This window comes from Pseudomonas sp. Q2-TVG4-2 (genome assembly GCF_013620795.1).
Classification (GTDB): Bacteria; Pseudomonadota; Gammaproteobacteria; order Pseudomonadales; family Pseudomonadaceae; genus Stutzerimonas.
In genome coordinates this window covers 347774-370904 of record NZ_LGLW01000004.1, presented here as the reverse complement: position 1 = coordinate 370904, position 23131 = coordinate 347774, and the positions used below count along the sequence as shown (strand labels likewise).

Below are 23131 nucleotides of genomic sequence, written 5' to 3'. Positions count from 1 at the left end.
TGGTCGCCAACCGTCGTAGCCGCGGCTGCCGATGGTCCCGCACGGGCTGTCAGGGGCTGCCTGCTGCGCTATAATCGTCGGCTTTTCGCACCGTCCGATTGAGAGCTGCCTACCTATGGAAATCAACCCGATCCTTAACAGCATCAAGGACCTGTCCGAGCGCACCCTGTCAATTCGGGGGTATCTTTGACTACGATCAGAAGCATGATCGCCTCGTCGAAGTAAACCGCGAACTCGAAGACGCTAACGTCTGGAACAATCCTGAGTATGCCCAGAATCTGGGCCGCGAGCGCGCCACCCTGGCGCAGATCGTCGAAACCATCGACGAGCTCGACGGAGGCTTGGCCGATTCCCGTGACCTGCTCGACATGGCTGTTGAAGAAGACGACCAGAGCGCAGTGGACGACGTAGCTGCCGAGCTGGACCGTCTGCGCGGCATCCTCGAAGGGCTGGAATTCCGCCGCATGTTCAGTGGCGAGATGGATCCCAACAACGCCTACCTCGACATCCAGGCCGGTTCCGGCGGCACCGAGGCTCAGGACTGGGCCAACATGCTGTTGCGCATGTATCTGCGCTGGGCTGATAAACGTGGCTTCGACGCCACCATCATGGAACTGTCCGAAGGCGAAGTCGCCGGCATCAAGGGTGCGACGCTGCACATCAAGGGTGAATATGCCTTCGGTTGGCTGCGCACCGAGATTGGCGTGCACCGCCTGGTGCGAAAAAGTCCGTTCGACTCCGGCAACCGCCGCCACACCTCGTTTACCGCGGTGTTCGTCTCGCCGGAAATCGATGACAACATCGAGATCGAGATCAATCCGGCAGACCTGCGCATCGACACCTATCGCTCCTCGGGCGCTGGCGGTCAGCACGTCAACACCACCGATTCGGCGGTACGAATCACCCACGTGCCCACCAATACCGTGGTCAGCTGCCAGAACGAACGTTCTCAGCACGCCAACAAGGACACCGCCATGAAAATGCTGCGGGCCAAGTTGTACGAGCAGGAAATGCAGAAGCGCAACGCGGCATCGCAAGCGTTGGAAGACACCAAGTCCGACATCGGCTGGGGCCACCAAATCCGCTCATACGTGCTCGACCAGTCGCGTATCAAGGACTTGCGTACCAGCGTCGAACGCAGCGATTGCGACAAGGTGCTCGATGGGGATATTGACGAGTACCTCGAAGCCAGTCTCAAGCAAGGCCTATGAGCCCATGTGAGCGTGGACCGACTGTAGGGTGGGCTTCAGCCCACCAGAAACGGCACAGTCGGACGGTGGGCTGAAGCGGAACGCCGCCCGGCCCACCCTACGCACTGCGGGAATCACCCTTTTTCGATTTATTTTTACGCGCCGGGCATTGAAAAACTATGAGCGAACAACCGCTGAACCAGCACGCCATCCACGAGGAAGAAAACAGCCTGATCCTTCAGCGCAAGGAAAAACTGGCCGCCGAGCGCGCCAAGGGCAACGTCTTCCCCAATGACTTCCGTCGCGACAGCTACTGCAACGATCTGCAGCTGAAATACGCGGACAAGACCAAGGAAGAGCTGGCCGAAGCGGCGATCCCGGTGAAGGTCGCCGGTCGCATCATGCTCAACCGCGGCGCCTTCATGGTGCTGCAGGACATGAGCGGGCGCATCCAGGTTTACGTCAACCGCAAGACACTGCCGGCCGAGACCCTGGAAGCTATCAAACACTGGGACCTGGGCGACATCATCGCCGCCGAGGGCACCCTGGCGCGCTCTGGCAAGGGTGACCTCTATGTCGAAATGACCGACGTGCGGCTGCTGACCAAGTCGCTGCGTCCGCTGCCGGATAAGCACCACGGCCTGACCGATACCGAGCAGCGCTACCGCCAGCGCTACGTCGATCTGATCGTCAACGAGGAAACCCGCCACACCTTCCGCGTGCGTTCGCAGGTGATCGGCCACATCCGCAAGTTTCTCAACGAGCGCGACTTTCTCGAAGTCGAAACGCCAATGCTGCAGACCATCCCCGGAGGTGCCGCGGCCAAGCCGTTCGAGACCCATCACAATGCCCTGGACCTGCCGATGTTCCTGCGTATCGCGCCGGAGCTTTACCTCAAGCGGCTGGTGGTTGGTGGTTTCGAGCGCGTGTTCGAGATCAACCGCAACTTCCGTAACGAAGGCGTTTCGACCCGGCACAACCCCGAATTCACCATGCTTGAGTTCTATCAGGCCTACGCCGATTACGAAGACAACATGGACCTGACCGAGGAGTTGTTCCGCGAGCTGGCGCAGCTGGTTCTCGGCAGCACCGACGTGCCTTACGGCGACAAGGTGTTCCACTTCGGCGAGCCCTTTGTGCGGCTGTCGGTGTTCGACGCCATCCTCAAGTTCAATCCGGAGATCAACGCCGCCGACCTGCAAGATGTCGACACCGCCCGCGCCATCGCCAAGAAGGCCGGGGCCAAGGTGCTCGGCTTCGAGGGGCTGGGCAAGCTGCAGGTGATGATTTTCGAGGAGCTGGTCGAGCACAAGCTGGAGCAGCCGACCTTCATTACTCGTTATCCGTTCGAGGTGTCACCGCTGGCGCGTCGCAGCAATGATGATCCGAGCGTCACCGATCGCTTCGAGCTGTTTATCGGCGGGCGTGAAATCGCCAACGCCTATTCCGAATTGAACGATGCCGAGGATCAGGCCGAGCGCTTCCATGCGCAGGTGCGCGACAAGGACGCCGGTGATGACGAAGCGATGCATTTCGATGCCGACTTCGTTCGCGCGCTGGAGTACGGCATGCCGCCGACCGCAGGCGAGGGCATCGGCATCGATCGTCTGGTGATGCTGCTGACTAATTCACCGTCGATCCGCGACGTAATCTTGTTCCCGCATATGCGCCCCGAGGTCTGACCTCATCTGGCTACCCGCTCGGTGACGCCGTGCCGAGCGGTGGCTGTTCCCGCCGCTTGCATGTGCGGTCGCGCCGGAAATGCACCGCGCCAAGTAGAGAATCTCCGTATCAGCGTATTTGCCGCATGGCCTCTGTACGCATCGTTGTCGGCTCGATGGCTTCAGATCGGGTCCCGCCTGCCGACAGAGTGTACGGCTGACGCAAGTTGTTCGTGAACCGAACACGGAAGGCGATGGCCCACTGATGTATAACTTGAAGGCTACGGATCATCACTGACGAGGTACGGATGAATACCCGTAACAATCTCGATGAGTATCAGAGCACGGTTCGTGCGTTGTCCGATCGCATCGTCGAAGCGCAAACCCCGGTGCGGGTGCTCGACGCGGTGAAGTGGGACGACAATATCCACCAGGGCTTTTTTGCCGCTGGCGGTCGCGAGCTGCCCAAGGTCGATCGCGCTTATTACGAAGGCCGCCCGCTGGGCTTCGATTCCAGCGCGAAGAAAGAAGAGTTCCAGAACATCGAGCGTGATATTACCCGGCAGCTGGGGCAGTTCAACCCGGTCGGGCAGATCATGCGGCGCATGTGCAAGGAATACCGGATGGTGATTCGCATGCTCGAGGCACGCGGCACCGCCGACTTCGGCCTGATCTCACAAGAGCTTTACGGCGCCGCATCGGATGCTTTCCACGCTGGTGACCCGACGCTCGCCGATCTCGGCTTGATGCTCTCCGATTACCTGAACAACATCGCCGACCGTGGCGATTTGAAAGATGAAGCCAAGACCCTCAGCGCGCCGCAAGCGGTGAACATGCTCCAGACGCGGCTCGATTTGGTGTTCGGCGAAGGCGAAGGCGTGATCCGCGTCTTCGAGTCCGACGGCATCCTCGCCGATGCCGCCGCGGGCGCCGACTACATCAAGATTCGCAGCGATGCGATGTTCAACGAGCGCGATGTGCGCGCGCTGGAGGTTCACGAGGGCCTGGTACATGTCGGCACCACGCTCAACGGCCAGAACCAACCCATATGCACCTTTCTCGCCAAGGGCCCGCCGTCATCCACGGTGACCCAGGAAGGCTTGGCGATCCTGATGGAAGTCATCGCTTTCGCCTCTTACCCGACGCGTCTACGCAAACTCACCAACCGCACCCGTGCCATCCACATGGCCGAGGAGGGCGCGGACTTTCTCGATGTGTTCGGTTTTTTCCGCGATCAGGGATACGCCGAAGACGAGTGCTACAGCAACGCCAGTCGGGTCTTCCGCGGGTCGATTCCAAGTGGTTTGCCTTTCACCAAGGACCTGTCCTACCTGAAGGGCTTCATCATGATTTACAACTACATCCAGCTCGCGGTGCGCAAGGGTCGGCTGGAACAGATCCCGCTGCTGTTCTGCGGCAAGACCACGCTGGAAGACATGCGCACCCTGCGCCAGTTGGTTGACGAGGGCATGGTGGTGCCGCCCAAATACCTGCCGCAGCAATTCCAGGACCTCAATGCTTTGTCGGCCTGGATGTGCTTCTCCAACTTTCTCAATCACCTGAGCCTGGACCGGATCGAAGCGGATTACGCCAATATCATTTGATAGGCGCGTATGAAAAAGCCGGAGCATCTGCTCCGGCTTTTTCGTTCCAGCTGCCTGCAATCAGAACAGGGTGTCCGGCAGGTAGGTCGCGATCTCGGGAAAGGCCATGATGATGCCCATGCCGATGATATTGACGATCACGAAGGGGATGACCGACCAGTAGATGTCTTTCATCGAGATGCCGGGCGGGACGATACCTTTGAGGTAGAACAGATTGAATCCGAAGGGCGGCGTCATGTAGCCGATTTCCATGTTGATCACGAACAGCACGCCGAACCAGATCGGATCGAAGCCGAGCGAGGCGACAATCGGCAGGAACACTGGCAGCGTGATCAGCATGATGCCGACCGGGTCGAGCAGCATGCCCATGACGAACACGATGGACATCATAAAGATGATGATTGCCCAGCGGCCGCCGGGCAGGTCCATCATCAGCCCCTCGATCAGCGACTGCGCGCCCATACCCTGGTACGCGGAGCTGAACGCATGGGCCGCGAACAGGATCCAGGCGATCATGCCGGTGAGCTTGAAGGTGCGGATAGCCGCTTCATGCAGAATCGGCCAGTTCAGCTTGCGATACACGGCGGCAGAAATCAGCGCGCCGAATACGCCCATGGCGGCGGCCTCGGTCGGTGTCGTCATCCCGCCAATGATCGAGCCGAGCACCATCACCACGATGCCGATCGGTAGCAGCACGGCTCGGACCGCCCGAAGTTTTTCGGCCCAGGTGCCGCGTTCTTCCTTCGGCAATGCCGGCGCGAGGTGTGGCTGCAGGTAGGAGCGCACAAGTACGTAGGTGACCGTCAGCGTAACCAGCAACAGGCCCGGCAGAACGCCTGCGGCGAACATCTTGCCGACCGACTGCCCGCTGATCATCGCGTAGAGGATCATCATGATGCTCGGCGGAATCAGGATGCCCCAACCGCCGCCGGTGTTGATGCAGCCGAGTACCATGCGCTTGTCGTAGCCGCGCTCGAGCATCGCTGGCAGCGCAATAGTGCCCATCGCCACCACCGCGGCGCCGCTGATGCCGACCATGGCACCAAATACCGCGCAGATACCCAGCGTGCCGATCGCCAGCCCGCCGCGCATGCCGCCGCACCACAGGTGCATCATGCGATAGAGGTCGCGCGCCACGCCCGTTCGTTCGAGCAGCATGGCCATGAACACAAACAGCGGAATGGCGACCAGGGTGAAGCTTTCCATGGTGCCCCACATCTGCGAGGCCACCATATAGAAGGCATCGACGCCCCAGGTGAAGTAGAGGAACAGTACCGAGACGCCGCCCAGCACGAAGGCCAGCGGCAGGCCGAGCACCAGGAAGAACACCAGAGTAAGGAAGAACAGCAGCGTGGTGACTTCGATGCTCATTGGGCATCCTCCGCGTGCTTGGCGTCGCTGGCTTTTTCATGGCCCAGGGCGACGAGGATGTCTTGCAGCAGCTTGGCAATGCCCTGCAACAGCAGCAGGAGAGTGCCCAGCGGAATCATCGCCTTGATTGGCCAGATCGGCGGGTTCCAGGCTGAGTAGGAGGTTTCCATGCCTTGAATCGACTCCCAGGCCATGGAACTGCCGAAGTACAGCAGCGCGGCCATGAACAGGAAGAACATGCTTGAGGTGAAAATATCGATCCAGGCGCGAGTGCGTGGGCCGAACGAGGCATACAGCAGATCCACGTTCACGTGGTCGCGGTGAACCATCACATAGCCACCTGATAGCACTACGTAAGCGCCGAACAGCATTTGTCCGAACTCGTTTGTCCAGGACGTCGGGCTCGAAAACAGATAGCGCATGAACACTTCGAGCAGCAGCAGCGCGAAGATTAGAAAAATCAGGTAGGCCACCCAGCGGCCGATGAATTCGTTGAGCCGGGTGATGCCATTGATGTAGGCATGGATCAGGCGCATGACGAGCCCCACGAGCAAGGGTTGAGCGGATCAGCCGCCCGGCGCGGATGAGCGCGTCGGACGAGCCGATCAGGCGAGGGGTTACAGGTAACCGAGATCGCTGAGGAAGGTCTTGAGCTTCTGCAGGGCTTCGGCGGCCTTATCGCTGCGCTTGCCTTCTTCTTCCCAGGACTTCTGCGCGACTTCCCGCAGACGCTTCTGCACGTCGTCCGGCAGTGTGTTGACCTGAACGCCTTGTTCGTCGATGGCCTTACGCAGGGCGATCTGCTCCTGGTACAGATACTCGTTGGTGCGGTACCAGAACTGCTCGTCGAGGATCTGTTTGACGATCTCCTGGTCGCGCTCGGATAGTTTGTCGAGCGCCTTCTGGCTGATGATGATCACATCGGTGCCGGCGATGTTGAGCGCTGGTCTGACGTGATGTTTGGCCACTTCGTAGAAGCTCATGCTCGCCGCGCCTTGCACTGCGCCCCAGTGAGCGCCGTCCACCACACCGGTATCGAGTGCCGGATAGAGCTCGCCGCCGGGCAGGTAGGTGGTCGAGGCGCCGGCCTCGTCGAGGAATTTCTGCAGGGCGCCCGATGAGCGGATTTTCAGCTTGGTGAAGTCTTCCCAGCTGTTGATTGGCTTCTTCACCACCATCTCGGTCGGGTAGACCTTGTCGGTCGACCAATAAACCCCGTGTTGCGCCGCTTCTTCCTTGAGCATGTCCTCGAAGCCCATGTGCTTATGGAAGTAAGCGGTTTCCCAGACGTTCTGGAAGGCGAACGGCAGGCCGGAGGCGATGCCGGCGAGCGTAATCTTGTCCTGTGCGTAGCCGGGGGAGATGGTGCCCATCTGGATGATGCCGCGGCTGACAGCGTTGAAAGTTTCCTGTGGTTTGAATAGCGCTCCGGACTCGAACAGCTGCAATTGTAGGCGGCCTTCGGTGCGTCGTTCGATCTCGCGCTTCAGGCGCCCGAGGCTGTCCTCGTAGGAACTGCTGGCGCTCGGCCAGTGGGATTGGACCCGCCACTTGGTAACGTCTTGCGCGGCGGCCATTTGCGGTACAACCGCAGAAACCGCCAGGGCAACCAGGCTGGCTGGAACGAGTAGCTTCTTGAGCATCGATTTCATAACGCGTCCTCTTGTTGTAATTGTCTGGCTGACGGGCTTTTGTCTAGCACTCACATCGCTTCTGTTTCGCAGAGTAAAATTGATTTTTACAAAGGTATCCGAAAACTAACATAGCGTGCAGCTTTTTCAAGCACTAGCAGAACGCTATCGCCATCTTTCTTTTCTTGGCGATATGTCGAAGCGCTTGGCTGATTAGCGCTATGGCACTTCGACATTGATCTTAGACGGTTCTGTTTGTGGGTCATCATAATTCTGCCTGATGGAACTCGATTTCGAATTGACGCATCGTTTCGGTCATGCCAGCTTCAAAAGGAAGCGGACTCGCCATAAAAACAATCGAGAGGACTGGCTATGCGGCTCGACATCGGAAACATCCGGGGGGAATCGGCTCTTACCTGGGCATCTATCTTGGCGCCTCGCTCGAATCCAGTGCGATGACGGGGCAGGACGTGGACCCGCTCACGAGCGAAACCCCAATGAATGCCCTGCCGATCAGCGGTGGCAAGGACCTGCCGGGCTTCCATCAGGTGCTTGGCTATCGCCAGGTTTCCTGGACGGAAGACGAGGCGGTGATCGAGCTGGACGTGCAGGCCTGCCACCTGAACATGGCCGGTGTGCTCCACGGCGGCGTACTGACCTCCCTGCTCGACGTGGTACTGGCCGAAGCCGGTACCTACTGCCCCTATCCGGGGCGTGTGCGCAAGGCCATCACCCTGGTGTTGAACACCACCTTCACCGGCCAATGTTCGGACGGCGTTATCCGCGCCATCGGCAAGCGGCGTGCCGGCGGTACCCGAATATTCAATAGCTCCGGGGAGGTGCGCGACCAGGACGATCGCTTACTGGCGATCGGCGAGGCGACGTTCCGCCTGCGCTCCGGTAGCGAGCACCCGCAAGGGGTGCCGCTGACATTCCCAGCACAGGACAATAAGAAGGAAAACGGCGATGTATGAACTGACCGGTAAAGCGCTACAGCTGCATGAACAACTCACGACGTTCATGGATGAACACATCTATCCCAACGAACACATCCTTCATGAGCAGATTGCCAACGCAGAAGATCGTTGGGCACCGCCGCCGATCCTCGAAGAACTCAAAGCCAAGGCGAGGGCGCAGGGGCTATGGAATCTGTTCCTTCCAGAGAGCGAGTTCGGCGCAGGGCTGACCAACTTCGAATACGCCCACCTGTGCGAAATCATGGGCCGCGCGCATGGTGCCGCCGAGGTCTTCAACTGCTCGGCTCCGGATACCGGCAACATGGAGGTGTTGGCACGCTACGGCACGCCGGAGCAGCAGGAACAGTGGCTCAAGCCTTTGCTCAACGGTGAAATACGCTCCTGCTTTTCAATGACCGAGCCAGAAGTGGCGTCTTCCGATGCCACCAACATTGCCTGTGAGATCCGTCGCGAAGGTGACGAGTATGTGATCAACGGGCGCAAGTGGTGGTCGTCCGGCGCGATGACCACTACCTGCAAAATCGCGATTGTGATGGGCAAGACCGACCCCACCGCCGAGCGCCATCGGCAGCAGTCGATGATCCTCGTGCCGCTCGACGCGCCCGGCGTGGAAATCGTCCGCGCGCTCCATGTGTTCGGCTACGACCACGCGCCCCATGGCCATGCCGAAATCAACTACAACAATGTTCGCGTCCCGGCCAGCAACATACTGCTCGGCGAAGGCCGCGGCTTCGAGATCGCCCAGGGCCGTCTCGGCCCAGGCCGCATCCACCATTGCATGCGCACCATTGGCGTGGCCGAGCGGGCCTTGCAGGCCATGTGCGAGCGCGTTCATTCGCGTGTGGCGTTCGGCAGGCCGCTGGCCGACTTCGACTCGATCCGCAAGGACATCGCCCGCTCGCGCATCGAGATCGAGCAGACCCGTCTGCTGACCCTCAAGGCAGCGCGCATGATGGACACCGTCGGCAACAAGGTAGCGCGGCAGGAGATCGCCATGATCAAGGCGGCTGCGCCGAGCATGGCGCTGCGGGTGCTGGATCGCGCGATTCAGGTGCATGGCGCCAAGGGAGTCTCCCAGGACAGCTTCCTCGCGGCGGCCTGGGCCCACCAGCGGACCCTGCGTCTGGCCGATGGCCCGGACGAGGTCCATCTGGACACCATCGCCAAGCTGGAACTGAAGAACTACTCAAGCAAGCGCTGAGCTTCCGACAAAACCAACAAGAAGGATGCAGTCAGATGACAAATCCCTTATTCGATCTGTCTGGCAAGGTGGCGCTGATCACCGGTTCCAGCCGGGGCATAGGCCGTTCCATCGCCGAGGAGATGGCCAAGTGTGGCGCTCGGGTCGTCATTTCCAGCCGCAAGGCCGACGCCTGCGAGGCGGTGGCCGCCGAGCTCAAAGCCGCAGGCCACGAGGCCATCGCGGTGCCTTGTCACGTGGGCCGCAAGGAAGACCTGCGGAGACTGGTCGACACCACCCTGCAGACGTGGGGGCGCATCGATGTGCTGGTCTGCAACGCCGCTACCAATCCGGTCTACGGTCCGACCAGCGAGCTGACCGATGATGCCTGGGACAAGATCATGGACACCAACGTCAAGGGCACCTTCTGGCTGTCCAACATGGTCCTGCCACAGATGGCCGAGCGTGGCGAAGGTGCAGTGATCATGCTTTCCAGCATCGCCGGGCTGCGTGGCAACACCGTAATCGGCACCTATGGCGTGTCCAAAGCGGCCGAAGCCGCGCTGGCGCGCAACCTGGCGGCGGAGTGGGGGCCCAAGGGCATCCGCGTTAATGCTATCGCGCCGGGACTGGTGCGCACCGATTTCGCCAAGGCGCTGCTCGATGATCCGGAGCGGGTCCGCCGCGCGGCCGAGAAGACCCCGCTGCGCCGCATTGGCGAGCCGGTGGATATCGCCGGTCTCGCGGTATTCCTGGCGGCGCCAGCCAGCGCTTACATCACTGGGCAGGTGATCGTCGCGGATGGCGGCGAAACCGCATGCTGAGGGCGCGGCGATGAACGAACCCGAGCTGATCGAGGTCTTGCCGGCGCATCGCTTCGATGAGGCTGCGCTGGCGCGGTACCTACGTCTACACCTGCCGGAGATGGAGGATGACTTGAGCATCCGGCAGTTCCAGGGTGGCCAGTCCAACCCTACCTATCTATTGGAAAGCGCCGGGCGTCGCTATGTGCTGCGCAAGAAGCCGCCGGGCAAGGTGCTGCCCTCGGCGCACATGGTCGAACGCGAATACAAGGTGATTCGCGCGCTGTCCGAGCACACCGGTGTGCCAGTGCCGCGCGTGCATCTGCTGTGCGAGGACGAAGGCATCATCGGCACCGCCTTTTATGTAATGGATCACGTGGCAGGGCGGATCTTCAGCCACCCGGCGCTAGACGGGCTGCACGTTGAGGATCGTCAGTCGATCCACTTGGCTGCCGTTGATACCCTCGCCGCGCTGCATCAGGTCGATGTCGAGGCGGTGGAGCTGGGTGACTTCGGCAAGGCCCAGGGTTATTTCGCCCGTCAAGTGAAGCGCTGGTCCGGCCAGTATCAGGCCTCCCGGACCGGTGACATGCCGGCGATGGAGAAGCTGATGCAATGGCTGCCGGAGCAGCTGCCGCAGCGCGACGAATGCGCCATCTCCCACGGCGATTACCGCCTTGGCAATCTGATCTTCGAGCCGCGGGAGGCGAGGGTGGCGGCGATTCTCGATTGGGAACTGTCGACCCTCGGCCATCCGCTGGCTGATCTCGCCTATTTCTGCCTGCCATACCACCTGCCAGCTGGAGTGGACGGGCTGCGTGGACTGATTGGCATCGATCTGCAGGCGCAGGGCATTCCCTCCGAGCGGCAGGTGTTGGAGCGTTATTGTCTACAGAGCGGGCGTGCCGACGTGGCGGACTGGCATGTCTTCGTGGCGTTTTCGCTGTTCCGACTGGCGGCGATACTGCAGGGCGTCTATGCGCGAGCGCTGCAGGGCAACGCCAGCAACGCCGACGCACTGCAGGTTGGCCAGCGTGCCGGTCTGCTCGCCGAAGCGGGCTGGCGCATCGCCCAGGGCGGCGAAGGGGGAGCATCGGCATGAGCGGTCCATTGCTTCGCCGCGTCCTGCTGACCAACGACGACGGCATCGCTGCGCCGGGGCTGGCATTGCTCGAGCAAATCGCGGCGCAACTGGCCGAGGAGGTCTGGGTGGTCGCCCCCGAGCATGACCAGAGCGGCACCGGTCAGGGCATTTCGGTGCATTCGCCGCTGCGGGTGTATCGCCATGGTGAGCGGCGCTTTGCCGTCTCCGGTACGCCATCGGATTGCGTGATGTTCGCCATGGCTGAGTGGCTGCAGGAATCGCCACCTGACCTGGTGCTGTCCGGCATCAACAGCGGGGCGAACATAGGCGACTCGGTGCCTTATTCGGGAACCCTCGGTGCGGTACTCAGCGCCGATCTGTTGGGGATGCCGGCCATCGGTCTGAGCCAGGCCTTTCTCGATCGCGCGGCGATCGATTGGTCCTGTGTTGAAACCTATGCGGAGAAAACGATTCGCGCACTCTGGATGCGCCGCGAGAACGGCGGTTGTTGCTGGAACGTGAACTTCCCTGCCTGCTCGGCTGATGCCGTCAGCCATCTGCGAATGACCCAGCAATCACGTGGTTCTATTACTCGACCACGGCTCCAGGCGGGCCGGGACGGTCGGGGCCTGCCGTACTGGTGGCTCGGTTTCGAACATTCCTCGGCGCACATCGTCGCGCCTGAAGCGGACGTCACTGCGCTGCGCGAGAAACGCATCGCCATCACACCCTTGCGCGACACCCGGGGCTGGCTCGAGTGGGGCGAAGAACGGGCCATGGCTGAACTGGCCCTCTAATAGCGATTCAGGAGTTCTGTAATGTTCACTCGTCATCATGCGGTCTGGCCCGAGGATCTGCCAAAACACCTGACGGTGCCGGAAACCAGCCTGTTCGCCAATCTTGAGATCTCCGCGCGGCGCTTCCCGGACAAGACGGCGATTGTCTACTACGACACCCTGATCAGCTACACCGAGCTGTTGCGCGAGGTGGAAGCGCTGGCCGGCTACCTGCGGCACCTTGGCGTGGTCAAGGGCGATCGGGTCCTGTTGTACATGCAAAACTCACCACAGTTCACCATCGCCTACTACGCGATCCTGCGTGCGGACGCCGTGGTGGTGCCGGTCAACCCGATGAACCACAGTGCCGAACTGGAGCACTACCTGCACGATACCGGTGCTGCGGTGTGCATCTGTGGCCAGGAGCTGACCGATTTCATTGCACCGCTGGCCGGCACTGCACAGCTGCGCCAGGTGATCGTCGCGGCCTATTCGGAATATCTGCGACAGCCCACCGACTTGGCACTGCCCGCCGAAGTGCAGGCCGCGCCGATACGGCCCAATTTCGCCGGTGGCGTTAGCTGGGCCGAGGCGTTGAACGCTGGTCATGCGCCGGGCCCACATACAGCCGGCCCGGACGATCTCTGCGTGTTTCCCTACAGCTCCGGCACTACCGGCGCGCCGAAGGGCTGCATGCACACCCATCGTTCGGCCATGGCTACCATCGTTCATCGCCTGGTCTGGACCAACAGCACCAGCGAATCGGTGATCCTCGCGACGCTGCCGTACTTCCATGTCACCGGAATGCAGGGCGCCATGAGTGGCCCGATCTACAACGGCAGCACCGCGGTGATCATGACCCGCTGGGATCGCAAGGTGGCGGCCCAGTTGATCGAGCGCCACGCCGTGACCGGCTGGGTCAATATCGCCACCATGGCCATCGACTTTCTCGCCGATCCGGACCTGGAACAGTACGACCTTTCAAGCCTGGTCAGTATTGGTGGCGGCGGGGCAGCAATGCCCAAGGCGGTTGAAGAAAAGCTGCATCGGCTCACCGGCCTGCGCTATGTCGAGGGCTACGGGTTATCCGAAACCATCGCCGCCACTCATATCAACCCGGTGGCGCGCCCTAAAGCGCAGTGCCTCGGCATTCCGGTGTTCGATGTCGACAGCCGCATCATCGATCTGAATACTCAGGCCGAACTCGGCCCCAACGAAGTGGGCGAAATCATCAGCTACGGTCCACAGCTGTTTCGCGGCTACTGGAACCGGCCAGAGGAGACCGAGCGCGCGTTCATCGAACTGGACGGCAAGCGTTTTTTCCGCACCGGGGACATGGGCTACTACGATGAGGAGGGCTATTTCTTCCTCGTCGACCGGGTCAAGCGCATGATCAACGCCTCGGGCTTCAAGGTCTGGCCGTCTGAGGTCGAAAGCCTGATGTACCGCCACCCGGCGATCCAGGAGTGTTGCGTCATCTCACGGCCTGATCCAAAGCGCGGGGAGACGGTCAAGGCCTGCGTGGTGCTGCGTGATGGGCAGGCCGGGTTGGTAAGCGAGCAGGACATCATCGACTGGTGCAAGGCGGAAATGGCAGCGTACAAGGCCCCGGTTTACGTGGAAATCGTCGCCTCGTTGCCTCGTTCGTCCACTGGCAAGCTGATGTGGCGCGCCTTGCAGGAAGAAGAGAATCGCAAGCACGCCGCCAGCGCACAGGAGGCCTGACACCAGCGTAGCGGTTGCGGGCCATGCGCCACCTGGCGCCTTCGAAACCAATGGAGAAGATGCTATGCAAGATTCAACGCCGACGAATCGGGACGCGGAATGGCAGGTGCGCAAGGACCTCGCTGCGGCGTATCGACTGGTGGCGCACTTCGGCTGGGACGATCTGGTTTTTACTCACCTGTCGGCGCGCGTACCGGGTCCTGATCATCACTTTCTAATTAATCCGTACGGCCTGCTATTCCAGGAAATCACCGCCTCGTCGCTGGTGAAGGTCGACCGTGACGGGCAGATTGTCCAGAGCGGCAGCCTGCACCGGGTTAATCCGGCTGGTTTCACTATTCACAGCGCCATTCACATGGGCCGTGAGGACGCCGGTGCGGTCATGCACCTGCATGCCCCTGATGGGGTGGCGGTATCCGCGCATCGTGATGGATTGTTGCCGTTGAGTCAGACGGCGATGCTCTGCCTCGATCATCTCTGTTACCACGAGTACGAAGGTGTCGCGCTGGATCTCAGCGAACGCGAGCGGCTGATCCGCGACCTCGGCGACAAACAGATGATGATGCTGCGCAACCATGGCGTGCTCACCGCCGGCGGTACCGTCGCCGAAGCCTTCACCTACCTGTATTTCTTGATGAAGGCCTGCGAGATTCAGGTGCGCGCTCAATCCTGCGGCCCGACTCATTTGCCATCCGCCGCGGCCATTGAAACCACGCGCCAGCAGTCTGCGGAGTTGGGCAGCGCGGCCAAGCTGACCTGGCCGGCCTTGTTGCGCCTGTTGGAGGCCAACGGTCACGTCTATGCGATATAGCTCTCGGCTGGCGCCACGGGCCGCCTGCTGGGCAGGTGGCCTCTTTTTTTCAACAGAGCAGAAGTAGAGTGCCCATGAAAATCCTTTTCGTTGCCGCCGATCCCAAACCGGAGCGCTGGACCAATCTAATTCAGCAGCACCTGCCGGAGGCGCAAATTCAGGTCTGGCACTCGGACATGCCGAGCTGCAATGCCGATTACGCCATCGTCTGGCACCCACCGGCGGCGCTGTTCGACAGGGAACCGCAGCTCAAGGCCGTCTTCAACCTCGGCGCTGGCGTGGACGCGCTGGTGCAGGTACCGAACCTGCCGCGCAATATCCCGGTGGTGCGTCTTGAGGACGCGGGCATGGCGGTGCAAATGGCCGAATACGTCGCTTATCACGTCATCGGCATCTCTCGCGACATGGACGTCTATCGTGAGCAGCAAGCCGCGGGCCAGTGGAAACTCCGCCGGCCGATTGAACGCAGCGAGTGGCCGGTCGGCGTGCTCGGGCTGGGTCATATCGGCCAGCGTGTCGCGCGCACCCTGGCGGGACTGGAGTATCCCGTGTGCGGCTGGGCGCGCTCCACTTACGCCATCGACGGCGTCCGCAGTTTTGCCGGCGAGGCGGAACTCGACGGATTCCTTGGTGAGACCCGAGTACTGATCAACACGCTGCCACTGACTGACAGCACGCGCGATCTGATCGATCACTCGCTGCTGTCGCGGCTAAGACCCGATGCTGTGGTCATCAACGTCGGACGCGGCGAGCATCTGGTGGACCAGGATCTCTGTCGCGCCATCGAAGAGGGCCGCGTATCGCGCGCCGTGCTCGACGTCTTCCGTGAGGAACCGCTGCCGACGACGCATCCGTTCTGGAGCATGCCGCAGGTGAACATCACCCCGCACGTCTCGGCACGCACCCTGCGCGAAGCGACTATTGCCCAGATCGCTGGGAAGATCGCCTCGCTGGAACAGGGCCAAGCCATTAGCGGCGTCATTGATATCGACCGAGGCTATTGAGAACGCCATGCTCGGAGCGCTTCGGTGGGAGGCGCGACCCGTGGCGAAAGCACACTCTCTGCCGGCTCAAAGCCAAAAGCTTCGCCCCGAGGCGGGCCTCCTACAAAAATCCACAGCACACTGCCGAGGCCTGCACCGGAGCAGCGGGATTGTCATCCGCCTGCCCGGTGGTATGGCTGGTCTGCTTAGTCCACGGCGCCGTGTTCAGCCAGATAGCGATCGCGCAGCTCCCGCTTGAGCACCTTGCCAATGGCGCTACGCGGCAGCTCGTCAGTCAGTTCCATATGTGCTAGCCGCTGGGTCTTGCCGACGCGACCGTTGAACCAATCCAGCAGCGCCTCGGACGTTTCCGCGGCACCGGCTGCACGCACGACGAAGGCTACGGGCGTCTCGCCCCAGCGCGTGGACGGCACTCCGACCACCGCTACGTCGGCGATTGCCGAATGCTCGCGCAGTATTGCCTCGAGATCGCTCGGATAAAGGTTGAAGCCGCCCGAGATGATCATGTCCTTCTTGCGGTCGAGCAGGGTGAGAAAGCCCTCATCATCGAAGCGGCCGATGTCGCCGGTGCGGATGAAGCGCTTGCCGCTGGGGTCGTACCATTCGGCTTCGGCGGTTTTTTCCGGCTTGTTCAGGTAGCCGATCATCATCGCCGGGGAATGCCCGACGATCTCGCCGATGGCGCCCTTGGGCAATTCCTTGCCCTCGTCGTCGATCACGCGGATGTCATGCCCTTCGGCCGGTCTGCCGACAGTGTGCAGCTTGTCGGGGTATTCGTGGGCGGCGAGGATGCAGGTACCGCCCCCTTCGGTCATTCCGTAGGTGTCTATCAACCCACCTGGCCAACGCGCCAGCACATCAGCTTTGAGCGCCGCTCCGAACGGTGCACTGGTGCACATCTTGTAGCGGAAGCGGCTGAGGTCGTACTGATCGAAGTCGTCGCGCGCCATGATCCGCTGGTATTGCACCGGCACCAGCATGGTATGCGTGACGCCGTGTTGCTGCGTCAGTCGCAGGTATTCGCCGGCCTCGAACTTGCTCATCAGCACCACGGTGCTGCCCAGCGCCAGTGTCGGCAGAAAGGCCACCAATGTGGTGTTGGAATACAGCGGCGTGGAGATCAGCGTGGTGGCATTTTCGCCATATCCGTAAGCAGCGCTGCGGCGCACATGCGCCCAACGCATCGCATGGGACTGCACGATGCCCTTGGGCTCGCCGGTGGTGCCGGAGGAATAGATGATGTTGAACGCCCAGGCTGGCTGGATCGCTACCGGTTCCGGCGTCGCATCGCTCAGCCACGCTGACAGTCCGTTCGCTGCGGTCTGATCCAGTCGCAGGGTTGGACAGGGCAGCTGCGCGGTCACCGGCTCCAGGTGCTGCGCCGAAGGCGCGTCGACGAACAGCAGGCGCGGCGAGGCGTCCGTCAGCATGGTCAGCAGGCTTTCGGCACTGGCCGAGGGCGCCAGCGGCGCCACGGCGACACCCGCGCGCAACGCGCCGAGAAATACTGTCGCGTAGTCAATGGAATTGAAGGCGCAGATCGCCAGCGCGTCGCCGGGTTTCAAGCCGTCGCGCTGCAGCGCGGCAGCAACGCTGTTCATGCGCGCGTCAAGCTGGGCGAAGCTCAAGCGACACTCGTCTTGGATCAGGGCGGGATGATCGGGCCGATACTTTGCCCAGTGCGTGATCAGCGCGGGAATAGCTGTAAAGGGCTGATCAAGGACTATGGCGTCGGGGCGGGCGGAGATATCCATGGCGGGCTCGTCCTGTCGAATGGAGTGGTATGGCGCCGTGCAGCAGGCATAGCAGCACACCGAATTGGATCAACCATCAGGTCTAATCGCACGCGCGTGAAGCGTTATTCGCAGCGGCGATGGCAGGCAATCACCAGAAGCAAAGCTTGCTGGCACAAGGGTGGCCATGTTCGCTGCTGAACCTTGCTCCGAACGCGGCGTGTTCGATTTGTCGGCGCGGCCTTGGCCCGTGGCGGGTCAATTTTGCGACAATGCCGCCTCTTTGATCAGGCGAGCCCGTCCATGTCCGAACGTAACCCCATTCCGCTGATCCTCACCGCCATCGGCAGCGTCATCGGTACCGTTGCGGTGCTGTTTTATTATGGTTACTTGCATGTTGCCAAGCCGGAGGACGCGCTTTTGTTGGCCGACTACACGATGCTCAAGACCGTTCCCGGCGAAGACTATCGCGTCTCGCTCAAGCCGGCGCCGCAGGTAGCCGAATGCATTGATGGTGTGCTGGTGCTTTTCGACACCGAGCAGAAGGGGCTGACCGGTGTGCTGGTCGACGGCCGCAAGCGTGCTGTTCGTTGCATGGGGCAGAAGGCGCCGACCGCTAAGGAGCCGACAAACAAGCCCTGATCCAGGACTCGCCTGTCGTTTGGCACGTCTACCCTCTATGGTTATCCCCCACCCCGCGAGACGGTGTGGGGGGTACCATCTCATTGGCCCGCCATGAGCGCGGGCTGCGGCAGTTGCCAAATGCTATCGCCGGCTTTCCGGCGAGGCATTTCTTCACTCCATGGATGAGCGCGGCGCGACGCGCTGGTTGTCGTTGGAAATCGTCACTTCAACGCGACGGTTGATCGCCCGGCCGGAGTTCGAGTCGTTGCTCGCTACTGGATACTCTTCACCGTAGCCGACCGTCTGGATGCGCTGCGCATCGACCCCAGCGTGGGTCAATGCGCGCCTGACGGACTCGGCGCGGCGTTCGGAAAGCTGCTGGTTATAGGCATCCGAGCCGGTGCTGTCGGTATAACCTTCAACCACTACCTTGCGCTCGGGGTTCTCACTGAGGAACTCGGCGAGCTTGTGCACCCCGCGCATGCCGCTCGGCTTGAGTTGCGCCTTGTTGAGGTCGAACAGCACGTCACCGAAGGTCACAAGCGTGCCGCGTTCGGTCTGCTTGGCTTGCAGATCCTGTTGCAGCTGGCGGATCTCGTCCTGCTGGCGCTTGAGTTGCTGCTCGCGGGATTCGAGTCGGGCTTCGGCGCGTTTGGCCGAAGCCTTCTCAATTTCCTGCTCGGCAGTGCGCAGCGCGATGGTCTGCTCGGCCAGCTCTATTCGGCGCTTGGCCAGATAGGCCAACTGATCCACCTTTTCCTCGTTCGCGTCGTTCAGATAAGCCTGGTTGGCTTTCTCCAGCATCTTGCCTGCGTCTTCGGTTTCCAGCGCGGCCAGGCGGCTGGAGCGGGCGTCGGCCTGCAGTTGCGAATACTGCCCGCGTGCTTGCTCGAGGTTGTCGTTGGGCTGCGACGAACAGGCTGCCAGCCCGATGGTCATGGCCAGCGCGGTAGGGAGAGTCAGTAATTTATTCATAACGAATCATCCTGTATGGAAGGGAAGGCATTGAGAGTTGAACGGTGCGATCACTGAACGCCGCGCATGCTTTCTTCGCGCAGTTCTTGGATCCCCCGGTTGGCGTCCTCTACCGCCTTCTGCGCCTTGGCTGCCTGGGCTTTGCGCTCGGCAACGCGTGCGTCCCACTCGGCCTGTTCGGCGAGCTTGCGGGCCTCGTCGTAATTTTCCTTCTGCATGGCCAGTTCGGCCTGCTTCCATTTCTCCTGCGCGGCGCGCATTTCCACCGCGGCGTATTCGGCACCGCCAGCGCTGACTGCGCTACGCACCGCTGATTCGGTTACGGCGAACTGTTCGTTCGGTGGATTGCCAGCACAACCAACCAGCAGCAGACCGCCCAGCGCAACGGCGGCCAGCTTGGGTAACTGAAAACGCGACAGGGGGCTTTTGATGGTGTTCATTTTCATGGCCAGTCTCCAATGGAGGATCGGGAAAACGGTACCCGCGAGCCTTGTGTCTGCCCTGACGGGAAGGGCCGGCAATCAGAACGGGCATGTTTTTGTGAGGGCATCGGGCCGCATTCGTTCCAGCGGAAAAGCAAACGAAACGCCTGGACGAGGCTTTTTAGAGCCGTCGAAGAGAGCGAGGCGGCCCTGCGGGACACCTCGGATCGATGGTTGTCAGATCAGGACTGTTCCGATTGCTCGGCAAGCAGGCGCTCGAGATGCTTGCGCGAAAGGGCAAGAAAACGCGGCGTCGGACCAACGTCTTCGTAGACCGGATCGCCTTGCTCGTCGGTGGCGATAACCTTACTGCCCCGTTGATAGGGAAGGCTGGTCTCGATGGCCTCGAGCGCGGCGCCGACCAGTTCTCCCAGCAGCTCTTCTGTGCTGCGCTTTGGATACATCTCCGCCAGAGCAGCCAGCCGGGCAGCGCTTTCAACATCCAGTGGAATGTTGTAGTGCTGGGTGCTCATGCGGCCGGTAGCGCTACTTTCCCATTCCCGGACCAGTTCTGAAATCTTCATCTAGCTCCATCCTTAGCTCGCCGTGGCGAGCGATAGTGGCGTGTAAGGCGAGCGGCCGTCGGACAGACTTCTCTTGCCATGCCTTGTCTTCGACGAACACGCTGGGCACTCTGTTTGGAGGGTTCTTAAAGCGTAGCCGTTCAGCATCGGTTGCATATCGGTTGTGAGCCTTAAGTGGCGCGGCCTGGGGAGACACGAACATGGCGAAGATCGACGCGCGACTGCGCGAGAACGTTCACCTGCTTGGCGAACTGCTGGGTAACACCATCCGTGAACAACACGGCGATGCCTTCTTCGACAAGATCGAACGCATTCGCAAGGGCGCAAAGAGCGCGCGCCGTGGGTCGGCCGACGGGGCCAGGCTGTTGCAGGAGACCCTTGATGGGTTGGCTGATGACGAGCTGCTGCCGATGACCCGTGCTTTCAACCAATTCCTCAATCTGGCCAACATCGCCGAGCAGTATCACCAGGTGCGTCGCCGCCGGCCCGGCGAGCCGGCTCCGTTCGAATCCGGCGTGCTGAGTGGGCTGCTCGAGCGGCTAAAGGGGGAGGGCTTTGGCCAGGAATTCCTGGCCCGGCAAGTAGGCCGTCTGGAGATCGAACTGGTGCTGACGGCACACCCGACCGAAGTGTCGCGGCGTACCCTGATCCAGAAATACGACGCTATCGCCGCTCAGCTAGCGGCACGCGATCACACCGATCTCGGTGCGGCGGAGCTGGCCGGGATCGAACTGCGCTTGCAACGCCTGATCGCCGAGGCTTGGCACACCGAGGAAATCCGTCGCAGCCGGCCGACGCCGGTGGAAGAGGCGAAGTGGGGGTTCGCTGTCATCGAGAACTCGCTATGGCAGGCGCTGCCGAATGTGCTGCGCCAGACCGATCAGGCACTCAAGCGCAGCACCGCCCTGCACTTGCCGCTGGACGCGGCGCCAATCCGCTTTGCATCCTGGATGGGCGGCGATCGCGACGGTAATCCCAACGTGACGGCGAAGGTGACCCGCGAAGTGTTGCTGCTGGCACGCTGGGTAGCGGCTGATCTGCTTCTGCGTGACATCGAAGGGCTGATTACCGCGCTGTCGATGCAGACCGCCAGCGAAGAACTGCTGCGCCACAGCGGTGAGTCAGCCGAACCTTACCGGGCGTTGCTCAAGGGCCTCCGTGAGCGCCTGCAGGCCACGCGCGACTGGGCCAGCGCCGCGGTCGAGCACGACCACCCGGCGCCACTGGCAGTGCTGCAGGACAACCGTGAGCTACGCGAACCGCTGGAACTTTGCTACCACTCGCTGCATGCCTGCGGCATGGGCGTCATCGCCGACGGCATCTTGCTCGACACGTTGCGCCGGGTTGCGGCGTTCGGTCTGTTTCTCGTACGCCTCGATATTCGTCAGGATTCGGCTCGGCATGTCGCGGCCTTGGCGGAGATCACTGATTATCTAGGGGTTGGTCACTATGATCAGTGGGACGAGCAGCAACGCCTGGAATTTCTCCAGCGCGAGCTGAACAACCGCCGCCCGCTTTTGCCCCCGCACTTTCAACCATCGGCCGAAACCGCCGAAGTGCTGGCGACCTGCCGCGTGGTGGCGCAGGCACCGGGTGCATCGCTTGGCTCGTATGTCATCTCCATGGCTCGGGGCGCCTCGGACGTGCTGGCAGTTCAGCTGCTGCTGAAGGAGGCCGGTCTGCAACGACCGATGCGCGTCGTGCCGCTGTTCGAGACCCTTGACGACCTGAACAACGCCGGCCCCAGCATCGATCAGTTGCTGGGGTTGCCCGGCTATCGCCAGCGCCTGCATGGCCCGCAGGAAGTTATGATCGGCTATTCGGACTCGGCCAAGGATGCCGGCACTACAGCAGCCGCCTGGGCGCAGTACCGCGCGCAGGAAAGCCTCGTCGAGATCTGCCGCGCGCACCAGGTCGAACTGCTTTTGTTCCATGGTCGTGGCGGCACAGTAGGTCGGGGCGGCGGTCCGGCCCATGCGGCGATCCTTTCGCAACCACCCGGCTCGGTGGCAGGGCGCTTCCGTACCACTGAACAGGGCGAAATGATTCGCTTCAAGTTCGGGCTGCCCGATATCGCCGAGCAGAACCTCAGCCTGTATCTGGCCGCGGTACTGGAAGCGACCCTGCTGCCGCCGCCAATGCCCGAGCCGGACTGGCGCGAGACCATGGAGCAGCTGGCCGCTGAAGGCGTCAAGGCATACCGCAGTGTGGTGCGCGAACATCCGCAGTTCGTCGAATACTTTCGCCAGGCCACGCCCGAGCAGGAGCTCGGGCGCCTGCCGTTGGGCAGTCGGCCGTCGAAGCGCCGCGAGGGTGGCGTCGAAAGTCTGCGGGCGATCCCCTGGATATTCGCCTGGACCCAGACACGGCTGATGCTGCCCGCCTGGCTGGGCTGGGAACAGGCGCTACAAACCGCGCTGGACCGCGGCGAGGGCGATCGCTTGCAGCTGATGCGACAGCGCTGGCCTTTTTTCAGCACCCGCATCGATATGCTCGAAATGGTGCTGGCCAAGGCAGACGCTGATATTGCCAGTCGCTACGACGAACGTCTGGTCACCGCGCAACTGCACCCGCTGGGTCGCGATTTGCGTGACAGATTGTCGCAGGCGGTGGAGGCGGTGCTCGGGCTGACCGGTCAACCCGAGCTTCTCGCACACAGTCCTGAAACGCTCGAGGCATTCAGCCTGCGCAACACCTATCTAGACCCTCTGCACCTGATGCAGACCGAGCTGTTGGCCCGCTCACGGCAGCAACCGGATCCGGCAGAAAGCCCTCTGGAACAGGCGCTGCTGGTCAGCGTCGCGGGTATCGCGGCTGGGCTTCGCAATACAGGATGAGCCTGAGCGAAAGCCGTCGCGTCGCGCCAGATAGACGTCATTACGGCTGTCTGGCGGCATTTTCCTGTCTCAGCGTGCGGCTGCAGGCCGGCCAAGCACAGGCCAAGGGAGCCGCTTGTCTGCATTCTGTGCGCTGTGT

Annotated in this window: 20 protein-coding genes; 13 read left to right on the top strand and 7 right to left on the bottom strand. The window is 61.7% G+C overall.

The features are described from left to right. Positions 1-115: 115 nt before the first annotated feature. From prfB to H3028_RS09915, 3 genes are all read left to right on the top strand, one after another. Positions 116-1211 (top strand): peptide chain release factor 2 gene (prfB, locus tag H3028_RS09925; protein WP_181296851.1). Its coding sequence is split into 2 segments (ribosomal slippage): positions 116-187 and positions 189-1211, totalling 1095 coding nucleotides; the frame shifts between segments, so codons are not numbered across the junction. Positions 1212-1369: 158 nt separating this feature from the next. Further along, the gene (lysS, locus tag H3028_RS09920; protein ID WP_181296850.1) at positions 1370-2872 is read left to right on the top strand and encodes a lysine--tRNA ligase; all 1503 of its coding nucleotides are present in this window, start codon (positions 1370-1372) and stop codon (positions 2870-2872) included. Between the two features lie 287 nt (positions 2873-3159). Further along, positions 3160-4455, top strand: coding sequence for a flavohemoglobin expression-modulating QEGLA motif protein (locus H3028_RS09915; protein WP_181296849.1), 1296 nt, complete (start codon positions 3160-3162; stop codon positions 4453-4455). 60 nt (positions 4456-4515) lie between these two features. Here the strand turns inward: H3028_RS09915 and H3028_RS09910 are convergent, their stop codons facing one another. The 3 genes from H3028_RS09910 to dctP form a co-directional block, all read right to left on the bottom strand. Further along, positions 4516-5826, bottom strand: coding sequence for a TRAP transporter large permease subunit (locus H3028_RS09910; protein ID WP_181296848.1), 1311 nt, complete (start codon positions 5824-5826; stop codon positions 4516-4518). Next, the gene (locus H3028_RS09905; RefSeq protein WP_181296847.1) at positions 5823-6362 is read right to left on the bottom strand and encodes a TRAP transporter small permease subunit; all 540 of its coding nucleotides are present in this window, start codon (positions 6360-6362) and stop codon (positions 5823-5825) included. Before H3028_RS09905 ends, H3028_RS09910 begins: the two co-directional genes overlap by 4 nt. Before the next feature lie 81 nt (positions 6363-6443). Beyond that, entirely contained in the window at positions 6444-7478 is a 1035-nt protein-coding gene (gene dctP, locus H3028_RS09900; RefSeq protein ID WP_181296846.1) for a TRAP transporter substrate-binding protein DctP, read from the bottom strand. 476 nt (positions 7479-7954) lie between these two features. Here dctP and H3028_RS09895 point away from each other — a divergent pair, with 476 nt between their 5' ends. The 8 genes from H3028_RS09895 (at position 7955) to H3028_RS09860 (ending at position 15817) form a co-directional block, all read left to right on the top strand. Beyond that, positions 7955-8431 (top strand): PaaI family thioesterase, encoded by a 477-nt coding sequence (locus H3028_RS09895; RefSeq protein WP_181297110.1) that lies wholly within the window; start codon positions 7955-7957, stop codon positions 8429-8431. Continuing rightward, entirely contained in the window at positions 8424-9635 is a 1212-nt protein-coding gene (locus tag H3028_RS09890) for an acyl-CoA dehydrogenase family protein (RefSeq protein ID WP_181296845.1), read from the top strand. The genes H3028_RS09895 and H3028_RS09890 overlap by 8 nt, the downstream gene beginning before the upstream one ends. A gap of 35 nt (positions 9636-9670) precedes the next feature. Then, positions 9671-10438 carry an SDR family NAD(P)-dependent oxidoreductase gene (locus tag H3028_RS09885; RefSeq protein WP_181296844.1) on the top strand — a complete coding sequence of 256 codons (768 nt, stop codon included), beginning with the start codon at positions 9671-9673 and terminating at the stop codon, positions 10436-10438. 10 nt (positions 10439-10448) lie between these two features. Beyond that, positions 10449-11519, top strand: coding sequence for a phosphotransferase (locus tag H3028_RS09880; RefSeq protein WP_181296843.1), 1071 nt, complete (start codon positions 10449-10451; stop codon positions 11517-11519). After that, entirely contained in the window at positions 11516-12298 is a 783-nt protein-coding gene (surE, locus tag H3028_RS09875) for a 5'/3'-nucleotidase SurE (protein WP_181296842.1), read from the top strand. Before H3028_RS09880 ends, surE begins: the two co-directional genes overlap by 4 nt. 21 nt (positions 12299-12319) lie before the next feature. After that, positions 12320-14002 (top strand): long-chain fatty acid--CoA ligase, encoded by a 1683-nt coding sequence (locus tag H3028_RS09870; RefSeq protein WP_181296841.1) that lies wholly within the window; start codon positions 12320-12322, stop codon positions 14000-14002. 64 nt (positions 14003-14066) lie between these two features. Continuing rightward, positions 14067-14813, top strand: a complete 747-nt coding sequence (locus H3028_RS09865; RefSeq protein ID WP_181296840.1) for a class II aldolase/adducin family protein — start codon at positions 14067-14069, stop codon at positions 14811-14813. 74 nt (positions 14814-14887) lie between these two features. Next, positions 14888-15817 (top strand): glyoxylate/hydroxypyruvate reductase A, encoded by a 930-nt coding sequence (locus H3028_RS09860; protein ID WP_181296839.1) that lies wholly within the window; start codon positions 14888-14890, stop codon positions 15815-15817. Between the two features lie 185 nt (positions 15818-16002). Here the strand turns inward: H3028_RS09860 and H3028_RS09855 are convergent, their stop codons facing one another. Then, positions 16003-17571: a class I adenylate-forming enzyme family protein gene (locus tag H3028_RS09855; protein WP_181296838.1), complete on the bottom strand. Its 1569-nt coding sequence runs from the start codon at positions 17569-17571 to the stop codon at positions 16003-16005. A gap of 282 nt (positions 17572-17853) precedes the next feature. Here H3028_RS09855 and H3028_RS09850 point away from each other — a divergent pair, with 282 nt between their 5' ends. After that, positions 17854-18192 (top strand): hypothetical protein, encoded by a 339-nt coding sequence (locus tag H3028_RS09850; RefSeq protein WP_181296837.1) that lies wholly within the window; start codon positions 17854-17856, stop codon positions 18190-18192. Between the two features lie 153 nt (positions 18193-18345). On the opposite strand, the gene H3028_RS09845 is transcribed toward H3028_RS09850, so the two are convergent. The 3 genes from H3028_RS09845 to H3028_RS09835 form a co-directional block, all read right to left on the bottom strand. Continuing rightward, positions 18346-19149 (bottom strand): OmpA family protein, encoded by an 804-nt coding sequence (locus H3028_RS09845; RefSeq protein WP_181296836.1) that lies wholly within the window; start codon positions 19147-19149, stop codon positions 18346-18348. 50 nt (positions 19150-19199) lie between these two features. Next, positions 19200-19595, bottom strand: a complete 396-nt coding sequence (locus H3028_RS09840; protein WP_181296835.1) for a DUF4398 domain-containing protein — start codon at positions 19593-19595, stop codon at positions 19200-19202. Between the two features lie 218 nt (positions 19596-19813). Next, entirely contained in the window at positions 19814-20155 is a 342-nt protein-coding gene (locus H3028_RS09835) for a pilin assembly protein (RefSeq protein WP_181296834.1), read from the bottom strand. Positions 20156-20355: 200 nt separating this feature from the next. Here H3028_RS09835 and ppc point away from each other — a divergent pair, with 200 nt between their 5' ends. Next, positions 20356-22992 (top strand): phosphoenolpyruvate carboxylase, encoded by a 2637-nt coding sequence (gene ppc / locus H3028_RS09830; RefSeq protein WP_181296833.1) that lies wholly within the window; start codon positions 20356-20358, stop codon positions 22990-22992. Positions 22993-23131: the final 139 nt, after the last annotated feature.

Excerpts from the sequence above, each read along its gene's own strand:
- lysS (WP_181296850.1), top strand. The coding sequence starts at position 1,370 with ATGAGCGAACAACCGCTGAACCAGCACGCCATCCACGAGGAAGAAAAC.
- H3028_RS09915 (WP_181296849.1), top strand. The coding sequence starts at position 3,160 with ATGAATACCCGTAACAATCTCGATGAGTATCAGAGCACGGTTCGTGCG.
- H3028_RS09910 (WP_181296848.1), bottom strand. The coding sequence starts at position 5,826 with ATGAGCATCGAAGTCACCACGCTGCTGTTCTTCCTTACTCTGGTGTTC.
- H3028_RS09905 (WP_181296847.1), bottom strand. The coding sequence starts at position 6,362 with ATGCGCCTGATCCATGCCTACATCAATGGCATCACCCGGCTCAACGAA.
- dctP (WP_181296846.1), bottom strand. The coding sequence starts at position 7,478 with ATGAAATCGATGCTCAAGAAGCTACTCGTTCCAGCCAGCCTGGTTGCC.
- H3028_RS09895 (WP_181297110.1), top strand. The coding sequence starts at position 7,955 with ATGAATGCCCTGCCGATCAGCGGTGGCAAGGACCTGCCGGGCTTCCAT.
- H3028_RS09890 (WP_181296845.1), top strand. The coding sequence starts at position 8,424 with ATGTATGAACTGACCGGTAAAGCGCTACAGCTGCATGAACAACTCACG.
- H3028_RS09885 (WP_181296844.1), top strand. The coding sequence starts at position 9,671 with ATGACAAATCCCTTATTCGATCTGTCTGGCAAGGTGGCGCTGATCACC.
- H3028_RS09880 (WP_181296843.1), top strand. The coding sequence starts at position 10,449 with ATGAACGAACCCGAGCTGATCGAGGTCTTGCCGGCGCATCGCTTCGAT.
- surE (WP_181296842.1), top strand. The coding sequence starts at position 11,516 with ATGAGCGGTCCATTGCTTCGCCGCGTCCTGCTGACCAACGACGACGGC.
- H3028_RS09870 (WP_181296841.1), top strand. The coding sequence starts at position 12,320 with ATGTTCACTCGTCATCATGCGGTCTGGCCCGAGGATCTGCCAAAACAC.
- H3028_RS09865 (WP_181296840.1), top strand. The coding sequence starts at position 14,067 with ATGCAAGATTCAACGCCGACGAATCGGGACGCGGAATGGCAGGTGCGC.
- H3028_RS09860 (WP_181296839.1), top strand. The coding sequence starts at position 14,888 with ATGAAAATCCTTTTCGTTGCCGCCGATCCCAAACCGGAGCGCTGGACC.
- H3028_RS09855 (WP_181296838.1), bottom strand. The coding sequence starts at position 17,571 with ATGGATATCTCCGCCCGCCCCGACGCCATAGTCCTTGATCAGCCCTTT.
- H3028_RS09850 (WP_181296837.1), top strand. The coding sequence starts at position 17,854 with ATGTCCGAACGTAACCCCATTCCGCTGATCCTCACCGCCATCGGCAGC.
- H3028_RS09845 (WP_181296836.1), bottom strand. The coding sequence starts at position 19,149 with ATGAATAAATTACTGACTCTCCCTACCGCGCTGGCCATGACCATCGGG.
- H3028_RS09840 (WP_181296835.1), bottom strand. The coding sequence starts at position 19,595 with ATGAAAATGAACACCATCAAAAGCCCCCTGTCGCGTTTTCAGTTACCC.
- H3028_RS09835 (WP_181296834.1), bottom strand. The coding sequence starts at position 20,155 with ATGAAGATTTCAGAACTGGTCCGGGAATGGGAAAGTAGCGCTACCGGC.
- ppc (WP_181296833.1), top strand. The coding sequence starts at position 20,356 with ATGGCGAAGATCGACGCGCGACTGCGCGAGAACGTTCACCTGCTTGGC.